The sequence below is a fragment of the Psychrobacter sp. NG27 genome (assembly GCF_016106655.1).
Taxonomy (GTDB): Bacteria; Pseudomonadota; Gammaproteobacteria; order Pseudomonadales; family Moraxellaceae; genus Psychrobacter.
In genome coordinates this window covers 132,728-149,628 of sequence record NZ_JADGIN010000003.1, presented here as the reverse complement: position 1 = coordinate 149,628, position 16,901 = coordinate 132,728, and the positions used below count along the sequence as shown (strand labels likewise).

The 16,901-nt window shown below is 42.6% G+C and carries 15 protein-coding genes; 10 read left to right on the top strand and 5 right to left on the bottom strand.

Annotated features, from left to right (window positions below):
• The first annotated feature begins 153 nt into the window (after positions 1-153).
• The gene (locus tag IP485_RS06700; RefSeq protein ID WP_198326577.1) at positions 154-906 is read left to right on the top strand and encodes a hypothetical protein; all 753 of its coding nucleotides are present in this window, start codon (positions 154-156) and stop codon (positions 904-906) included.
• Positions 907-1,012: 106 nt separating this feature from the next.
• Positions 1,013-1,759, top strand: a complete 747-nt coding sequence (locus IP485_RS06695; protein ID WP_198326576.1) for a hypothetical protein — start codon at positions 1,013-1,015, stop codon at positions 1,757-1,759.
• A 123-nt stretch (positions 1,760-1,882) separates the two neighbouring features.
• Here IP485_RS06695 and IP485_RS06690 read toward each other — a convergent pair whose 3' ends face one another.
• The 4 genes from IP485_RS06690 to IP485_RS06675 form a co-directional block, all read right to left on the bottom strand.
• Positions 1,883-2,398: an Rrf2 family transcriptional regulator gene (locus tag IP485_RS06690; protein WP_198326575.1), complete on the bottom strand. Its 516-nt coding sequence runs from the start codon at positions 2,396-2,398 to the stop codon at positions 1,883-1,885.
• Between the two features lie 112 nt (positions 2,399-2,510).
• Positions 2,511-3,803, bottom strand: a complete 1,293-nt coding sequence (locus IP485_RS06685) for an NnrS family protein (RefSeq protein ID WP_320159122.1) — start codon at positions 3,801-3,803, stop codon at positions 2,511-2,513.
• 163 nt (positions 3,804-3,966) lie between these two features.
• Positions 3,967-4,404: a DUF3429 domain-containing protein gene (locus IP485_RS06680; RefSeq protein ID WP_198326574.1), complete on the bottom strand. Its 438-nt coding sequence runs from the start codon at positions 4,402-4,404 to the stop codon at positions 3,967-3,969.
• Positions 4,405-4,473: 69 nt separating this feature from the next.
• Positions 4,474-5,856, bottom strand: a complete 1,383-nt coding sequence (locus IP485_RS06675; protein ID WP_198326573.1) for a DASH family cryptochrome — start codon at positions 5,854-5,856, stop codon at positions 4,474-4,476.
• A 199-nt stretch (positions 5,857-6,055) separates the two neighbouring features.
• Here IP485_RS06675 and IP485_RS06670 point away from each other — a divergent pair, with 199 nt between their 5' ends.
• Positions 6,056-6,304: a hypothetical protein gene (locus tag IP485_RS06670; RefSeq protein WP_057760515.1), complete on the top strand. Its 249-nt coding sequence runs from the start codon at positions 6,056-6,058 to the stop codon at positions 6,302-6,304.
• 115 nt (positions 6,305-6,419) lie between these two features.
• On the opposite strand, the gene IP485_RS06665 is transcribed toward IP485_RS06670, so the two are convergent.
• Complete coding sequence (locus IP485_RS06665) at positions 6,420-7,904, bottom strand: aldehyde dehydrogenase family protein (RefSeq protein WP_198326572.1); 1,485 nt, start codon at positions 7,902-7,904, stop codon at positions 6,420-6,422.
• A 352-nt stretch (positions 7,905-8,256) separates the two neighbouring features.
• On the opposite strand from IP485_RS06665, the gene IP485_RS06660 reads away from it, so the two are divergent.
• From IP485_RS06660 to IP485_RS06630, 7 genes are all read left to right on the top strand, one after another.
• Positions 8,257-8,856, top strand: coding sequence for a TetR/AcrR family transcriptional regulator (locus IP485_RS06660; protein WP_197177732.1), 600 nt, complete (start codon positions 8,257-8,259; stop codon positions 8,854-8,856).
• Positions 8,857-9,443: 587 nt separating this feature from the next.
• Positions 9,444-10,655, top strand: coding sequence for an iron-containing alcohol dehydrogenase (locus tag IP485_RS06655; protein WP_198326571.1), 1,212 nt, complete (start codon positions 9,444-9,446; stop codon positions 10,653-10,655).
• 159 nt (positions 10,656-10,814) lie between these two features.
• Entirely contained in the window at positions 10,815-11,864 is a 1,050-nt protein-coding gene (locus IP485_RS06650) for an NADP-dependent oxidoreductase (protein ID WP_198326570.1), read from the top strand.
• Between the two features lie 246 nt (positions 11,865-12,110).
• Positions 12,111-12,788 carry a type 1 glutamine amidotransferase domain-containing protein gene (locus tag IP485_RS06645; RefSeq protein ID WP_197177729.1) on the top strand — a complete coding sequence of 226 codons (678 nt, stop codon included), beginning with the start codon at positions 12,111-12,113 and terminating at the stop codon, positions 12,786-12,788.
• Between the two features lie 44 nt (positions 12,789-12,832).
• Positions 12,833-13,462, top strand: a complete 630-nt coding sequence (locus IP485_RS06640) for a glutathione S-transferase family protein (RefSeq protein ID WP_198326569.1) — start codon at positions 12,833-12,835, stop codon at positions 13,460-13,462.
• A gap of 308 nt (positions 13,463-13,770) precedes the next feature.
• Positions 13,771-15,459, top strand: coding sequence for an MFS transporter (locus tag IP485_RS06635; protein WP_198326568.1), 1,689 nt, complete (start codon positions 13,771-13,773; stop codon positions 15,457-15,459).
• 89 nt (positions 15,460-15,548) lie between these two features.
• Complete coding sequence (locus tag IP485_RS06630) at positions 15,549-16,826, top strand: HlyD family secretion protein (RefSeq protein WP_198326567.1); 1,278 nt, start codon at positions 15,549-15,551, stop codon at positions 16,824-16,826.
• Positions 16,827-16,901: the final 75 nt, after the last annotated feature.

Below are 16,901 nucleotides of genomic sequence, written 5' to 3'. Positions count from 1 at the left end.
ATTTGAATAACAACTCTTTTTTATTTTTACACATCTACATTGCTTCTATCTTTTTTCTTACAGACATTACTGCCATAAAAATCAATAATCGTAGCGTGCTATATACAAACAAATAAAACAATTGAACAAATGAACTTTCAAGGAGCAATGTCGATGACTGATGAAATTTATGATCTAGGGGCAGGGTTTTGGAGTATTCGAGGCTCATTTATAAAGAACGGCATACTTGATATCGGTGTCCAATGTGCCCTCATAAAACTACCATCAGGACGATTTATATTCTTAGATAGCTATACGTTAAAAAATGACGTTCGTCAGCAAGTAATGGCACTGACCAATGATGGTCGAGATGTCGAAGCCGTGCTCAACGTTCATCCGTTCCATACGGTATACTGTGCTCAAATGGCGAAAGACTTCCCGCAAGCGACATTTTATGGCAGTAGCCGACATCCAGAACAAGTGCCTGAAGTCAATTGGGCAGATGACTTAGTCGAAAGCGATTCCGTTGCTGCGCGCTACCCTGAACTTAAATTTTCCTTGCCTCAAGGCATCCATTACATCTCACCGGATGAAACGGTTCATGCCAGCTCGCTGTTAGTCTACCACCCTGCTAGCCAAAGCATTTATGTCGATGATACTTTTGAGATACCACCTTCCAAGCGATTCAATGCCGTACAGCCTAACCTAGGCTTACATCCAACCACCAAAAAAGCGCTCAAAGATGACGCTAATGCTGGTAAAGAGTATTGTGATTGGGCAATAGAGCTGGCACATGAGTGGCGCAGTGGCCGTCATTTTTGCGGCGCACATTCAGGCTTAGTGGTGTTTGAGGAAGGTAAATTTGAGGCAGCACTCTTGTCAGTCATTGATAGCGCTCGTAATGAGCTTGAGGCAACAGCACTTTAAAAGCTACTATGTTAAGCGTATAGGTTAAAAAATAAAACAAAGAACCATAAAGCATCGTCATTTTTTGACGCATACCACTCAATACTTACTATAAGGAAAACGATAGATGTCAGATCAAATTCATGATTTAGGGGCAGGATTTTGGAACATACGCGGATCATTCCGCATTGGCGGTGTTCTAAACATTGGTACTCACTGCTCATTGGTCAAACTATCCTCAGGAAAATTCATCTTTTTGGACAGTTACGCCCTAACGGGTGATGTTCGAGATGAGATTATGGCACTCACTAATAATGGTCAAGATGTCGAAGCTGTCCTTAACGTACATCCGTTTCATACAGTCAGCTGTGCTCAAATGGCCAAAGACTTTCCGCAAGCCACCTTTTATGGCAGTAGCCGTCATCATAAAAAAGTACCAGAAATCAACTGGGCAGATGACTTGGTTGAAAGTAATGCAGTCGCTGCACGCTATCCTGAGCTTAAGTTTTCAATGTCAGAGGGCATTTACTATATATCGCCCAATGAGATGATTCATGCAGGTTCTTTATTGGCCTATCATCCTGCCAGTCAAAGCTTGCACGTAGATGATACTTTTATGAGTCCACCAACGAAGTTATTAGAAGCTGTATTGCCTGAGCTAATACTGCATCCTACGACCAAAAAAGCCCTGAAAAACGAGCCAAACGCTGGCGCGCAATACTGCGACTGGGCGACCAATTTGGCTCATGAGTGGCGTGACGTTCGCAACTTCTGCGCAGCACACTCTTATCTCGTTCAGTTCAAAGAAGGTGGGTTTGAGAAAGCACTGGTGAAAGCCATTAAGAAAGCTCGCCCAAAGTTAGAAGCAGCATAGTTTTTAGCGTATTCTGACAAATACCTTTGCTAAACACAAGAATGGGTCGCTAATATAGCGACCCATTCTTGTGAGCTGATCATAGTAATAGTAAAACTATTATCGCAGCCACTATCGAAGCTGTTACCGAAACAGCAATGTCGCCAGCTCATCCTCATTGTTCAGAATATCTGCCAATGTATAACGCTCTAGCACATTAATAAATGCGGTGAGCGCTTCAAAGAACACGCTTTTAAGCTGACAGGCTGGACTGATTACACAGCCTAGTGATTTATTCTTTTTTTCTTCAATAAAAGTCACCGGCAAATCCGTCTGATGAGCGCCCTGCTCACTATCATTATGAGACGCTGGTACGGCAAAGCACTCTACCAGATTAAAATCAGGCTCTATCTGTTTAATCAATATGCCCAAATTTATATCTTTAGGTGCACGTGCCAAGCGTATACCACCGTTTTTGCCGCGCACACTTTCTATATAACCGAGCTGACCCAGCTGATGAATAATCTTGGTCAAATGACTTTTAGAAATACCATAGCTGTCAGCGATATCGCTAATATTAGCCAATAATGATGGATCTGGTCTCACAGCCAAATAAATCAATGAGCGTAACGCGTAGTCACTATAATTGGTCAGTCGCATGTACTTGCGCTCCTATTTTTATAAATTTTATATATTAAGCCAGACAAAATAAGTCGTATTTTTGGTAATAACGTTTAGACATAGCATTTGTAAACAGTATCGTTAGCCCGCTTTAACCAAATAAACCATCAGGCCGAGGACGTGCCAACATGGGCAGATAACTGATGCAAAATAGCACAAAACACGCAATCCAAGCACTTTGCGCCATCATAATCCATATTAGGTAATGATTCATATCTACTAGCGGTAGTAACACGCGGCTGATAAATACCAATACCATCAAGCCATACATAACGTTTACCATTTTTGGCGGTTGATGAATACTGCGACCCGTATGTCCCAAAGATACTCTAGTCATCATTGCTAACGTCATCATACCAACACCAGAAATCGCTAGTCCATGCATGGCGATGCTGTGCGGATAACCGAGCCAAGGTTGTAGTGCATACAATAAGAAACTCAAACACATGCCCAAAAACGCAATATACAACGACCAAAGTAATGGCTTTTGCCAAATACCTTGATGATACCATCCTATCAGACGAACAATATTAATCACTGCCACACCGAGCGCGGTAACCGTCAAGAAATACTTATTTGGATAAAATACATCACTAATAAAGAAGGCGAAGAAAAACCCTAAGCTTGCGATATCTTGTGTCTTACTATTACGTAACTTAATGGGTTCTGACGTTTCCATATCCATACTAAGACCACGTTCGATAAAAAATGGCACTACGCGGCGGCCAATCGTCAGCACTAACCCGATAATTAAATAGAACCCAAGATAAATACCTATCTTAGTTGTGTTCATATCAGCATTGATAATGCCCCAATAGCAAAGTCCGTTGCCAAAGGTCAGCAGTGTCAATTTTGCCAAGATACCTATTTGCTTGTATTGCTTAACTTGCCATACTGCTTGACCTATCACATATGCCATCGAAGCGACAAATACTACATCAAAAAGGGCTGCTATATATAACCACGACATACTATTACCTATGAGCGTTATGCCAAGCCCAAAACACAACCAGCTCAGACGTGCCAACAACCAACAGACAAAGATACCTAGCAACTTATAGCCATGCGGCATCATCACCCCTGTCCATGTTTTGACTGCGGTTAGCAAAAACCCGGCTATCACTGCCAGGGCATAACCATACACCATTTCATGGCCATGCCAGTATAACGGGTTCAAAACCTGTGCATCGATATCGGTGTGACCAGTAAACACAAACGCCCATAGCAGCATCGTTACTACAGCAAATAGCGCAGCAGAACTAAAAAATATGCGAAAGCTTAAATTAAGGATAGGATATGGAGAGCTTGGTGGTTTGCTAGGTAACTTGATAGAGTGCATAGCCATCTTCTTAGGAATATAGATGGCTTTGATTATAACATTCATTTTAAATGAACTTTATAAATATTTAGTCTAACTATCAAACACTTTACTCATCGAAGTGCTACGCTTGCGGAAATCTCTAAAATCAATGTCCCAATTATAAAAATAGAGAAATCAGGCTGGCTGTTCTTTAGCTGTTATTTGGCCATGACTTAGTTAATACCATTTACAACTGTAATGCCGCGATGACTAACGATATGACCACTATCACCGTGACATACTGCCTAACTTTAAAATATGTGTGACTGATAATCTGCGCTCGATGCAGACTATAATCAATAACCAACAAACTTATAAAACCAATCACTAATAGCCAAATAAAATCAATATCTGATAAGATTAAAAAACCAAGCCAAAGGCCAAGTGCAATGACATTGCTATACAGTGGAAGCCTAACAGCCCACTTATTGTCATCAGCCAAGCTCAAATGATTACCCCAATGCGCGCCTGCCATAAATGATGCAATCACTAGCCCATAAGCACTTAATACATCGCCTACTGAACCAAGCATAGGCACGGTAACAACGTCTACCATCAATAAAAATGCACAGGCTATAAATGGAATCGTACCTGCAAAAGTGAGATAAGGACTGGGCTTTTTCATCGTTTAAACCTATCTTATGATTAGTCTAATAATAGTTGTCACCTGTTGAGTGGAAGTTTTCAACATACATTAATCGCTCTTTTGAGTGTTGCCTTGCCACTGACGGATAAATTCACCGTTTGGATCGTATTGCTGAGTTTGCTTGTCGAGATTAAACTGTCTGCATCCTCTTGGATCAGCACCCACGCCTGCCAGATACTGCCAATTACCCCAATTGCTGCCGACATCGTAATCAACAAGATGTTGCTCAAAGTAAGCTGCCCCGTAACGCCAATCAAGCCCTAGCTCATGGATAAAGCAGCTAGCAACCAGTTGTCGCCCGCGATTCGACATATAACCTGTCGTACTCAATTGATTCATGCAAGCGTTGACGATAGGATACGGTGTTGTACCACTCTTCCATTGCGCTAATAGATTTTCGTCCAATTGGGTTGAAGGCGCGTACTGAGCGATGCCTTTAAACCAAAATAACTTTTGCTGATGGGTAACAGCATACCAGTAGAAATACTCACGCCACAGCAGCTCAAACCATATCCAATAAGTAGAGTCATTTGCGATAATATCGCGCTCATAACGACGTAGACGGTTAAATACTGTGTTTACAGATAGCGAGCCGTTTGCAAGCCATGCGGAGAACTTCGTAGAATGTGTCCAGTCATCTAACGCGTTTCGGGTTGTTTTATAAGTGCTGGGTGCATCGGAGTCAAAATAGGTATGTAAGTGCTTGAGGCCATTTAACTCACCACCTCTAAAACTGGATAGGTGCTGTGATGGCTTATCACGCCCTGCCTCATTAGACAACTGAGATTGAAAAAAGTACTCGTCCCTACTCTGCATATTTTCAGGCAATGGAGCAAGTGATTCTGGCGTTGGATAAATCACTATATCTTTTTCTGCATGTAGCAAATCATAATCAGTTTCTATTTGTTTACGAAACTGTGTAAAACTCTTGGATAAGCTCTTTAGCGGTAACTCATCAAACAAAGTCGCTGTTGTTTGAATGTGCCACTGTATCTCAGGATGCTTCGCCTGTATAAGGTCATATACTTTGTTTTGATTATAATCTGCCGTCTGACTGATGCAGATATCTGTCACTTGTTGCTGCTCTATTAGATCACTCAACTGAGTAAAGACATCCAATACTTCTTCGCCTTTCTGTAAATACAGCAATCTATTACCACGCTGTATCAGTGACGCATTTAAATCAGCTAGGCTCTCATGCAAAAACTGCTGGCGGGCTTGACCCATAGCCTCATAACGATAGGCATCGTAATGGTCTTTATTATCTAATATATCTGTCAACGATGACGCATAAACTAGCAACAATTTGCCTTTAATGGATATTTCAGATGCTTTTATCAGAGTTGCGTTGTCCGCTACCCGTAAGTCATTATGAAACAGTACTAATGTGACATTATTGTTCTCTGAGTTGTTCGCTGCTTGATTTGACATACTCTATCCTTCTAGCTATTTAGCGCTAATTTATTATTTTTAATCTTGAAATATCATATACAGTGTAAAAAATCCTTAGCATTCAACTATGATGCGAGCCTAACACTTGTAAGGCAATGCGCTCAGCCCCAGAAACCACTTATAAACATTGACTCTCATATGTCTGACTGCTTAAATGGCTTACCTCTAGGAGAACACCATGACTCAAAATAATACTACGACTGAAGAAAATAAATCAGATGAAAAGCGTAAACTTATCAATCGATTTTTAATGAGATTGACAAAGGAACAGCCTCAAATGTATTACGCGACTACCTCTGAGATATCGCGAAGTATTCATACAATGATAAAAGAGCACACCAACCGCCTGTCGGTAGAAGAACAAGCACTGGTAAGACGAATGACGATGGAAGAGATTGAAGGGTTGCTTGGCTTTCATGCTAGATAAATGATTGACCAACTTCAGATACGTCATTCTCAGTAAGTTGCCAAATGACACACAAAAAAAGACCACTATCAAAGCGGTCTTTTTTATTAGCTATTAGCATTCTATTTTAGGACAATTAGAATGGATATTCACGTGGCTCATTTTGCATTGAGATCCAATGCGTTCTAGTAAACTCTTCTAGTACCCACTCACCGTTAAAACGGCCGATACCTGAGTTTTTCTCACCACCGAATGGCGTATTGCTTTCATCATTGACTGAGATGTCATTGATATGGGTCATGCCAGCTCTGATACCGCGAGCGAAACGTAGACCTTTTTGCATATCAGCAGTGAACACCGCGCTAGACAGACCATACATAGAATCATTGGCAATTGATAGCGCATCGTCTTCGTCTTTGGCACGGATGATACCGACCAGTGGTCCAAACACTTCATTACGTGATAGGTCCATTTCGCGAGTCACTTCAGTAAAGATATGCGGTGGTACGACTTGGCCTTCAATCTCGCCACTTAATATCATTTTTGCGCCTTCTTCCTGCGCTTTAGCGATTTTTTCTTTGAGTGATTTGACTTGTTTTTCGTTGATGATTGGACCAACAGCGGTGTCTTGCTTATTAGGGTCCCCAACGTTCAATGTTTTGACATGCGCTAAGAAACGCGCTACGAAATCATCATATATCTCGTCTTCTACGATGACTCTGTTAATCGCGATGCAGATTTGACCTTGATGCAAGAATTTACCAAAGGCAGCCGCTTTTACCGCTTGTTCGATATCAGCATCTTTTAGTACAACAAATGGACTATTACCACCAAGCTCAAGTGCCACTTGTTTGATGTATTCACCACCATTTGCCAACTCACCAATATGTTTACCCACTGAGGTCGAACCTGTAAACGACACTAGACTTGGCGCTTTGTGTTCAACGATTGCATCGCCTATCTCACTACCTGAGCCGACTACAACGTTTAATAGACCTTTTGGCAGACCCGCTTCTTCAAACACTTTTGCTAGCAGTAGACCACCGGTCACTGGCGTATCGCTAGCAGGTTTTAGTACCACTGCGTTACCAAGTGCTAGGGCTGGGGCGATAGAGCGCTGGGTTAAATGTAGCGGAAAGTTCCATGGGCTAATGACTGCTACCACACCGATAGGCTCACGATAAATGAAGTTCTCTTTACCGGGAGTGTTCGATGGGCGAATCTCACCATGGACACGATTAGGGAACGTCGCTGCTTCAAGCGTAATCGCGCGTGTTGCACCAAACTCAACCATTGCTTTAATACGTGTACTGCCAGACTCTTTAATCAGCCAATCAACGATTTCTTCTTGGCGCTGATCCAGTATGTTGACCACTTTGTATAATACAGCAGCACGTGTTGCAGGCGTTTGCTTGGCCCACGCTTCTTGAGCTTGTGTTGCAGCGTCGTACGCTTCATTAAGCTGATCTTTGGTCGCTTGCTGAATCTCTACGAGCGTATCGCCATTGTAAGGATTGGTATTGGTATTAGTGCTATCATCTTTACCTTTTTGCCATTCGCCTGCGATGAACTGCAAGTGAAAATCATTGTAGGCGCTGTTGTTACTATCGTTGGTTGACATAATCATCCTTATTTTGCTTTGTTGTTTGACGAATTTATTGTTAATAGTCTAAATAGAGTGGTTAAAGCTGTCTTGTAAGTAGTAGGTTTAAAGTCTTTATTAAGCTATGAAATAAAATAAATATCTAACCAGTGACTGATGAGAATAAAACCTACCTTGCTAGACGACTGGTCTAATGCTACCATAGCTATTAATAAAACAAGACTACTTTGTCAGTGAATATTGTTGATAAAACGTAACACATATAACTATATCCTATTACAATACGCCATCAACATGACGTTCAAGTGAATGCTAACTGTTTCGACTGACTACTTAATACACAGAACCATCAAGGGAGACAATCCTATTTATGTCTAATACAGACGCTACTACATCAGACACCAAAACGCACTTACTTGCGACTGGTTATCAATTAATAGCCAAAAAAGGCTTTACAGCTGTTGGGCTCAAGCAGATTTTAGATACCGCAGGTGTGCCCAAAGGCTCTTTTTACCATTATTTTTCTTCTAAAGAAGCTTTTGGTGAATCGATAATCAATCACTACTTTGGCTTATATAAGACGCGTTTAGATGTCATCGATGCACAAGACGTCAATGCCCAGCAAAAGCTATATGATTATTTTCAGAACTGGTACGACACTCAGCAGAATGGCTGTGACCATGAGAAATGCTTGGTTGTTAAGCTCAGTGCAGAGGTGGCAGATATGTCAGAGACCATGCGTAAAGCACTTGATGCAGGCTATCAGCAAACCACCATGTGGCTTGCTGAGCAGATTAAGGCAGGCTGGGCAGACGGGTCGGTACCTCGTCTCGACAATATTTCAGCTGAGAGTATGGCCAAGCGCTGGTACTTTGCCTGGCTCGGTGCCAGTCTAATGGCTAAAATTAGTCAAACCAACACGCCGTTAGCAGAGATTTGGCATATGACGACCACTCAGATGGGACGTTAACTCTTTTTAAGCAAACTATCCTCAAGCCAATTATTTCTAAGCAAGGGAATCTTCATTAGGGCGTGTTGAACATTCAAATATTAGGGCTGCTGATTGTTAAAATTGCACCAGACTAGGCGAAAACCGACGATAATGTCGAGACCTTAGCTAGGCTTTCAACAATGTTTGGGGTGATTTTAGCATCAGCCTTTTAGGGCAGTACTCTTTTTTGCCAATCTATGGCGAAATTGTTTCACCTAGAATGACTAGGCATCAAAAATTTCACTGCATATTGTCTAAAAAATAGTCACTGCCAGCACCACATTTGAATGTTCAACACGCCCTAATATGAATAGCGCGGTGGCTAAGTTCTCAACCGCCGCGCTATATCATAGCTTGTCATTCGACATCCGCATTTAAACCAATCTTATCAATGATCGCAAAAAAGGTTTTGTACGATAGTTTTGTAAATATCACTAGACGACTGGTCTAATTGGTGTACAATGCGCATCAAGCTTTAGAGCAAATGCAAAATAAGCATTGCTTATCATCCATTGTTCAACGTCAAAACATTTGATATAAACATTTTTATTAACATTAGGAATTTTATGAATAACTTTCAATATTACAACCCAGTCCGCATCGTTTTTGGTGAAGGTCAAATCGAACAATTATCAACCCTAGTCCCTACTGAAGCTCGCGTTCTTATTACTTACGGTGGTGGTTCAGCACAGCGCACTGGTACACTAGACGAAGTAAAAACAGCCTTAGCGGCGAGCGGTAACCGTACCGTATTTGAATTTGGTGGTATCGAAGCCAACCCAGAATTCACCACGCTACTTAAAGCCGCTGACATGGTGAATGAGCACAACATCGACTTTTTATTAGCAGTTGGCGGCGGCTCAGTGATTGACGGCAGTAAATTCGTTGCACTTGTCTCTTCATTAACTGAAGAAGACGGCAGTGTCTCACGTGATAAAGCGTGGGATGCGTTGACTGGCTATTGCAAAAGCATCGACTCTGCTGTGGACTTAGGTGCCGTATTGACCATCCCAGCCACAGGTTCTGAGATGAATTCAGGCGGCGTTATCAACTATAGCGAACGTCAAGCAAAACTACCCTTTGGTAACCCACTTGCCTTCCCTAAATTCTCAATTCTAGATCCAATCAAAACGCTAACACTGCCTGAACGTCAGGTTATGAATGGTGTTGCTGATGCATTTGTTCATGTAATGGAGCAGTATCTAACTTATCCAGTCAATGCGAAAGTTCAAGACGCCTTTGCTGAAAGTTTGCTTAAAATCCTTATCGATGAAGGCCGTATCGTTAAGCAAGATTCCGACAACCTAGAAACACGTAAAAACATTATGTGGACAGCGACCATGGCATTGAATGGTCTGATCGGTACTGGTGTACCACAAGACTGGACAACTCATATGGTTGGTCATGAGCTCACATCGTTACATGCAATTGACCATGCACGTACGCTAACCATCGTATTGCCATCAGTGATGCGTGAGCTAAAAGAAAGCAAAAAAGCAAAACTGCTTCAGTATGCTCGCAACGTATGGAATCTTACTGATACAGATCAAGACGACGATGCCATCATCGAAACGGCCATTGTTCATACCGAAAACTTCTTCCGCGAGCTTGGCTTGCCAGTTAGCCTAGAAGACGTTGACTTGACGGAATCAGCCATTGATCCAATCATCAAACAGCTTGAAGTACACAACATGGTCAAACTGGGTGAACACGGTACAAACGATTTAGAAGTATCTCGTCGTATCTTACAGCGTGCTGTGACCAGCAAAGCGTCTTAATAAGAACTGCGCAAAAACAACCTTAAGAAAAATCACAACCGTAACAATAAGTACATATCGTTATGCTATTTATAGTAGTTATTCGGCTCGGTGCCGAGTAGCTATTACATCTAATACCTCTATAATAATCACAATGAATAAATATAAAGGAGTCCTACCATGAGCTTCGACAAACAACAGAATCAACAAACAAACCGTCAAATCAAACTTGCCAGCCGCCCTAACGGTGAACCAACCGCTGAAAATTTTGACATGGCAACCAGTGACATCCCAACGGCCAATGCGAATGAGATGCTGCTGCGTACCGTATATCTGTCATTAGATCCCTATATGCGTGGCCGTATGAGCGATGCCAAAAGCTACGCTGACCCCTTAGCCATCGGTGATGTCATCATGGGCGGCACAGTCGCTCAAGTCGTCGAGTCTAACGTTGATGGCTTTGCTGTCGGTGATTTGGTCGTATCAAACTCAGGCTGGCAGGACTACAGCGTCAGTGATGGCGAAGGTATCCTTAAGCTTGATAAAAATATGTCAAACCCGTCTTATGGTTTAGGCGTGTTAGGTATGCCAGGCTTTACTGGTTATATGGGTTTAACCGATATTGGTAAACCGCAAAAAGGCGAAACCTTAGTTGTCGCAGCGGCCACTGGTCCTGTTGGCGCAACAGTCGGTCAAGTAGGTAATCAATATGGTCTACGCACCATCGGTGTGGCAGGCGGTAAAGAAAAATGCGATTTCGCCGTCAATGAGCTTGGCTTTGATATCTGTATCGACCATAGAGCTGACGACTTCGCTGAGCAATTAAAAGCCGCGTGCCCAGATGGTATCGATATCTATTATGAAAGCGTTGGTGGTAAAGTATTGGACGCTGTGTTGCCATTACTCAATGACCATGCCCGTATTCCAGTCTGTGGCCTAGTCTCGCAGTACAACGCAACTGATTTACCTGATGGTAAAGACCGTCTCGGTATGCTAATGGGCCTAATCTTAAGCCAACGCCTAACAGTCAGAGGCTTTATCATCTTTGAAGAGTATGGCGACCATTTCCCAGAGTTCTTAGCAACCATGAGCAAATGGGTAGAGTCAGGTGACGTCAAAACCAAAGAATACATCGCTGACGGTCTAGATAATGCACCAGATGCCTTTGTAGGTATGCTAAACGGTGATAACTTTGGTAAAACCGTGGTTAAAGTATCTGACGTTATATAGATCATGGCTATGTAGCTCAGGTTAAGAAATTAACGCTATACAATGACCGTTGTTAATAACTACTTAACAACACAACTTGCTAAGATCACTATTGAACATTACGTTCGAAGCAGGAATAATGTTAGCAGTCATCGTTTACATGAATATGGATTAGCCTCTTAAATACCATCTATATTTATGCAGATAAAGAAATGTGGCTGCTAATCACTTGCTTCACTCTTATATAAATAATAAACAAGGATAACTATGAATATTTTAATGGTACTAACTTCACACGATAAATTAGGCGATACTGGTAAAAAAACAGGCTTTTGGCTAGAAGAATTTGCTGCACCTTACTATGCTTTTCTTGATGCTGGCGTCAATGTGACCCTAGCCTCTCCAGCAGGCGGTCAGCCACCACTAGATCCTAGTAGTGATACTGAAGACACGCAAACTAAAGACACCACGCGCTTCAAAGAAGACAAAGACGCTCAAGAGCATTTGGCCAATACCAAAAAGCTTGCTGACATGAAAGCTGAAGATTTTGATTCAGTATTTTATCCAGGTGGCCACGGTCCATTATGGGATTTAGCAGTAGATAAAAACTCTATCGAATTGATCGAGACTTTCGTCAAGCAAGACAAACCTGTTGCTTTTGTTTGTCACTCTCCTGCAGCGCTTAAAAACGTCAAAATTGACGGCGAATATTTGGTAAAAGGCAAAACTGTGACTGGTTTTACCAACTCAGAAGAAGATGCAGTTGGCCTAACAGACGTCGTACCATTTTTAGTAGAAGACGCACTTAAAGCCAATGGCGGTAACTATGAAAAAGCGGCTGACTGGGAATCGTTTGTGGTTGAAGATGGTTTATTGATTACAGGTCAAAACCCAGCATCATCAGAGGAAGCGGCTACGCGTCTAATCGCAAAGCTCAAAGGTTAAGACTCAACAGTTAACAAATCACACCACGCAATAAGGTCGATATCATGGTTCGCTTACATCATCTTAATCAATCACGCTCATTACGCACTTTATGGCTCTTAGAAGAGCTAGGTGTGCCTTATGAGGTTGTCAGTCATCAGCGCGATGCCGAGACTCATTTAGCACCAGACTCTCTAAAAGCGGTACATCCACTCGGTAAATCTCCGGTTATCGAGATGGACGGACAAATCTATGCTGAGTCAGGGGCCATTACTGAGTTATTGATTGAACGATTTGCGCCAGAGCGTCTGCGCCCTGTAACGGGTAGCTCAGACTATGGCCATTATCTAGAGTGGATTGATTTTGCCGAAAGCTCACTCATGTTGCCATTAATGCTAGAGCTATTTACCAACAAAGCAGGCATCAATGATAATGCGTTTTTGAACGGTTATATCGAGACAGAAAAAACCAGATTGTTTAAATATCTGGATACCTCTGTTGAGGGTAAGTCTTTTATTGTAGGGGATACGCTCAGTGGTGCTGATTTTATGTTGTCATTTGACTTGATCATTCTTGCTAAGCGTCAAAAGCTCGATGCTTATCCACATATTAAGCAATATGCGGATAAGTTGGCTAGCCTTGAAAGCTATCAGCGTGCGATGCAGTTAGAAGCAAAGTATGACGAATCAATTTAGTATGTGATACTCACTCGTGCTTAGTACTAACTGACATACGACTCATCAACCGGTCGGCCAATTTTTTGATAGACAGAAACAGCTCTCTATAGAGCTGTTTTTTATGCGTGCTCTATTTTACGTGTGGATGACAATAGCACCATAAAAGTTATGATAAAATTGCGCCTGTATTTCTTGGGTTATCTCTCACATTCCATTAGTGAATCGACAGATTTTTAACGCTATAGATATCAATTGCAATGACCTGACCTCTTATCTGAAATCTGTCCTATGTCACTTTATTTTCTTATACAGATTGTGGTACGCCCATGAGTAACGAATACCAGTTTAAGCCCCACGAACAACCAATGATGGTGGGCTCTCCAGCCAACCCTGACCATCCTGCACGCCGTAAAGTATTTTATTTGCTGATTGGCATTTTCGTTGGTCTCACAGCCAGCTTCCAAAACGGTCTACTTGTCGCAAATCTCACTCAAATTCAAGGCCAATTGGGGTTAACGCCCGCTGAAGGGGGTTGGATATCTGTCAGCTACAATATGACCAATGCCTGTATCACCGTTCTACTGTACAAAATTCGCCAACAATTTGGCATGTCACTGTTTAGTAAAATCACCCTATTTTTTCTGTTAGCCGCCACGAGTCTACAGTGGCTGATCAGTAGTCACTTATTAGATACGCCCAACATTGGCATCGAGCCCTATTACCTAGAGATTGTCGCAAGGGGACTTAGCGGTATGGTGGCCAGTGGCATGACCATATTGGGCTTATTTTATTGCTTACAAGGTATGCCAACCGTCAAACGTACTAGTGGCCTCATATTGGGCTTTGGCTTGGTACAGTTCGGTATTCCACTATCACGCATCATCTCGCCCTACCTCACCATCGATGGTCAGCTTGAAAACTTATTTTTATTCCAATTTGGCTTGGCGCTGATTTGTTTTGGGCTGATTAATTTATTAGAGCTACCACCAGGCAATACAGAAAAAGTATTTGAGAAACTCGATTTTTTGAGCTTTGGTTTTTTTGCGAGCGGTCTGGCTGCATTAGCAGTCATTTTGGTTCAAGGTAGGATTTTATGGTGGACGACGCCTTGGCTGGTCTATCCACTGATGATTGCCATTGTTGGAATCAGCATCGCCTTATGGATCGAAACGCATCGCAAAAACCCAATGCTACAAGTTCGCTGGATGCGTAGCCGCAATATCATCGCTTTTATGATTACGGGCGCGGTCATGCGAATTTTGTTATCTGAGCAAAATGTCGGTGCGGCAGGATTACTTGCCAACTTAGGCTATGGTAATGATCAGCTGGTTACTTTTTATGCGGTCATATTGGCTGCCAGTGTGTTGGCTTTGGTGATTAGTATTTTTAGCACCAATCCGATGGATTTACGTCGACCCGTTATTTTTGCCGTGGCATTGATTGCATTAGGCTCTTGGATGGATGTGGGGGTGTCTATCAATTCTGCGCCCTATATGTTTTATCTCAGCCAATTTTTGATTGCATTTGCCGCGGTATATTTTATGGGGCCGCTGGTTTTTGAAGGATTTTTGCGTGCGATTGCCAGTGGTCCTGCTTATATTATTAGTTTTTCCGTTATTTTTGGTATTTCACAAACGGTGGGCGGCTTGGCAGGTGCAGCGGCGATTCAGGCATTTACCACCATTCGTACACAAATGCATTATGCCGATATGGTCAGCTCCCTGAATATGGGTGATCCGGCATTCAGCGCTCAAATTGCTGGTACTCGTAGTGTATTGTCTCAGCAAACGACAGATATAGCACAAGCGAATGTAGCTGCAATGAGCCAAATGTTGCAAGGGATTCAGCGCCAAGCAACGGTCTCCGCTTATGGTGATTTGTTTTTTATCATGGCCATTCTATCAACTGTGGCTACTGCTATGTTATTACTCAATTATTTTTACTATCGTTATCACAAACGCAATCCTCTGGCCAAAGAGCTTGCTGTTATTGCAAAAATGCGTGAACCAAAATAACGCCTTTTATTGCATGAGTGATTTTTCACTCTATTGATTTATCGCCACACTATTTAAGTACTTGCTAATTAAACATTTAGGAGCGCGTCATGAGCCAAGAGAAACCCAGTGAGCTGAATCAAACACCTCAGACGTCAACTGATGCTCCCGTAACAGACGCACATATTGCGTCAAATACCAATACCCATCAGGCCGAAATTGCCCAAGATCCTATAAGAGAGCAAACGGATACCTCTGAGGCAAATCCAGCTACTGACATACAAAAAGGCTCAGATGATGAGACGCCTATGCCACCAAAAGAACCTATCGCTGCGGCTACTGGCTGGTCGCCAAAGAAAAAATCCTATCTGAATTTAGGATTATTGGTTGTCATGATTGTCATTGGTGTGGCATTGATTTTGTATGCATGGAAGCTCCCACCGTTTACCCCGACGGTACAGCAAACCAACAACGCCTTTGTCAAAGGCCAGACGACCATCATCAGCCCGCAAGTCTCTGGCTATGTCACCGAGGTAGCAGTACAAGATTTTGCCAATGTCAGAGCCGGTGACCTATTGATAAAAATAGACGATCGAACCTTTCAGCAGCAGCTCGAACAAGCACAGGCCAATACCGAAGTGGCTGTCACCAACCGCTCTAGCAATGATCAAGACACCCAATCTAGTCAAGCACAAATCGAAGCGCGCAAAGCTGACCTATATAGTGCCAAAATCAATGTAGAGAGTGCTCGTGAAGATGTAAATCGCTATCAAGGCTTAGATGCTATCGGCGCTGTATCAAAAGCAGAAGTGGCTCACATCAAGGCACAACTTGCTCAAGCACAGGCAGGCGTGCAACAAGCAGAAGCCAACCTACAAGCTGCTCAAGAGAATCGTGAAAAAACCAGTGGTAGTCGCTCATCCCTAGATGCGAATATCAAAAATGCTGAAGCAGGGGTTAAGCAGGCGCAAATCAATCTGGACAATACCATCATCACAGCACCTGAATCAGGGCAGTTGAGCCAAGTCAGCGTCAAAGAAGGTCAGTATGTTAGTGCAGGCACACAGCTCATGTATATCGTGCCAAAAGGCATCTGGATTATTGCGAACTTTAAGGAAACCCAAATAGCCAGTATGGCCGTCGGCGAGCCCGCTACTATCCATGTAGATGCGCTTGGCGGTGCCAAATTTACTGGTCGCGTCAGTAATATCTCACCAGCGACTGGCAGTGAGTTTAGTGCAGGGGCAGCCAACCCTGCGACAGGTAACTACATAAAAATTGCTCAACGCATCCCTGTACGCATCGATTTAGATCAAAACCAGCCTGAACTGGCACGCTTACGCCCTGGTATGTCAGTCTCAGTGGATGTCGATACCGAAGTTAAATAGAAAGTTAAATAAAAAACAGTGTCAAATAATGCAAATGACTGACATAAAAAAAGCCACTCTATAAACCAGAAAAAC

What these genes read in the sequence shown, in the direction of transcription:
- IP485_RS06700 (WP_198326577.1), top strand. Translation starts at nt 154, where the DNA reads ATGACTGATGAAATTTATGATCTAGGGGCAGGGTTTTGGAGTATTCGA.
- IP485_RS06695 (WP_198326576.1), top strand. Translation starts at nt 1,013, where the DNA reads ATGTCAGATCAAATTCATGATTTAGGGGCAGGATTTTGGAACATACGC.
- IP485_RS06690 (WP_198326575.1), bottom strand. Translation starts at nt 2,398, where the DNA reads ATGCGACTGACCAATTATAGTGACTACGCGTTACGCTCATTGATTTAT.
- IP485_RS06685 (WP_320159122.1), bottom strand. Translation starts at nt 3,803, where the DNA reads ATGAATGTTATAATCAAAGCCATCTATATTCCTAAGAAGATGGCTATG.
- IP485_RS06680 (WP_198326574.1), bottom strand. Translation starts at nt 4,404, where the DNA reads ATGAAAAAGCCCAGTCCTTATCTCACTTTTGCAGGTACGATTCCATTT.
- IP485_RS06675 (WP_198326573.1), bottom strand. Translation starts at nt 5,856, where the DNA reads ATGTCAAATCAAGCAGCGAACAACTCAGAGAACAATAATGTCACATTA.
- IP485_RS06670 (WP_057760515.1), top strand. Translation starts at nt 6,056, where the DNA reads ATGACTCAAAATAATACTACGACTGAAGAAAATAAATCAGATGAAAAG.
- IP485_RS06665 (WP_198326572.1), bottom strand. Translation starts at nt 7,904, where the DNA reads ATGTCAACCAACGATAGTAACAACAGCGCCTACAATGATTTTCACTTG.
- IP485_RS06660 (WP_197177732.1), top strand. Translation starts at nt 8,257, where the DNA reads ATGTCTAATACAGACGCTACTACATCAGACACCAAAACGCACTTACTT.
- IP485_RS06655 (WP_198326571.1), top strand. Translation starts at nt 9,444, where the DNA reads ATGAATAACTTTCAATATTACAACCCAGTCCGCATCGTTTTTGGTGAA.
- IP485_RS06650 (WP_198326570.1), top strand. Translation starts at nt 10,815, where the DNA reads ATGAGCTTCGACAAACAACAGAATCAACAAACAAACCGTCAAATCAAA.
- IP485_RS06645 (WP_197177729.1), top strand. Translation starts at nt 12,111, where the DNA reads ATGAATATTTTAATGGTACTAACTTCACACGATAAATTAGGCGATACT.
- IP485_RS06640 (WP_198326569.1), top strand. Translation starts at nt 12,833, where the DNA reads ATGGTTCGCTTACATCATCTTAATCAATCACGCTCATTACGCACTTTA.
- IP485_RS06635 (WP_198326568.1), top strand. Translation starts at nt 13,771, where the DNA reads ATGAGTAACGAATACCAGTTTAAGCCCCACGAACAACCAATGATGGTG.
- IP485_RS06630 (WP_198326567.1), top strand. Translation starts at nt 15,549, where the DNA reads ATGAGCCAAGAGAAACCCAGTGAGCTGAATCAAACACCTCAGACGTCA.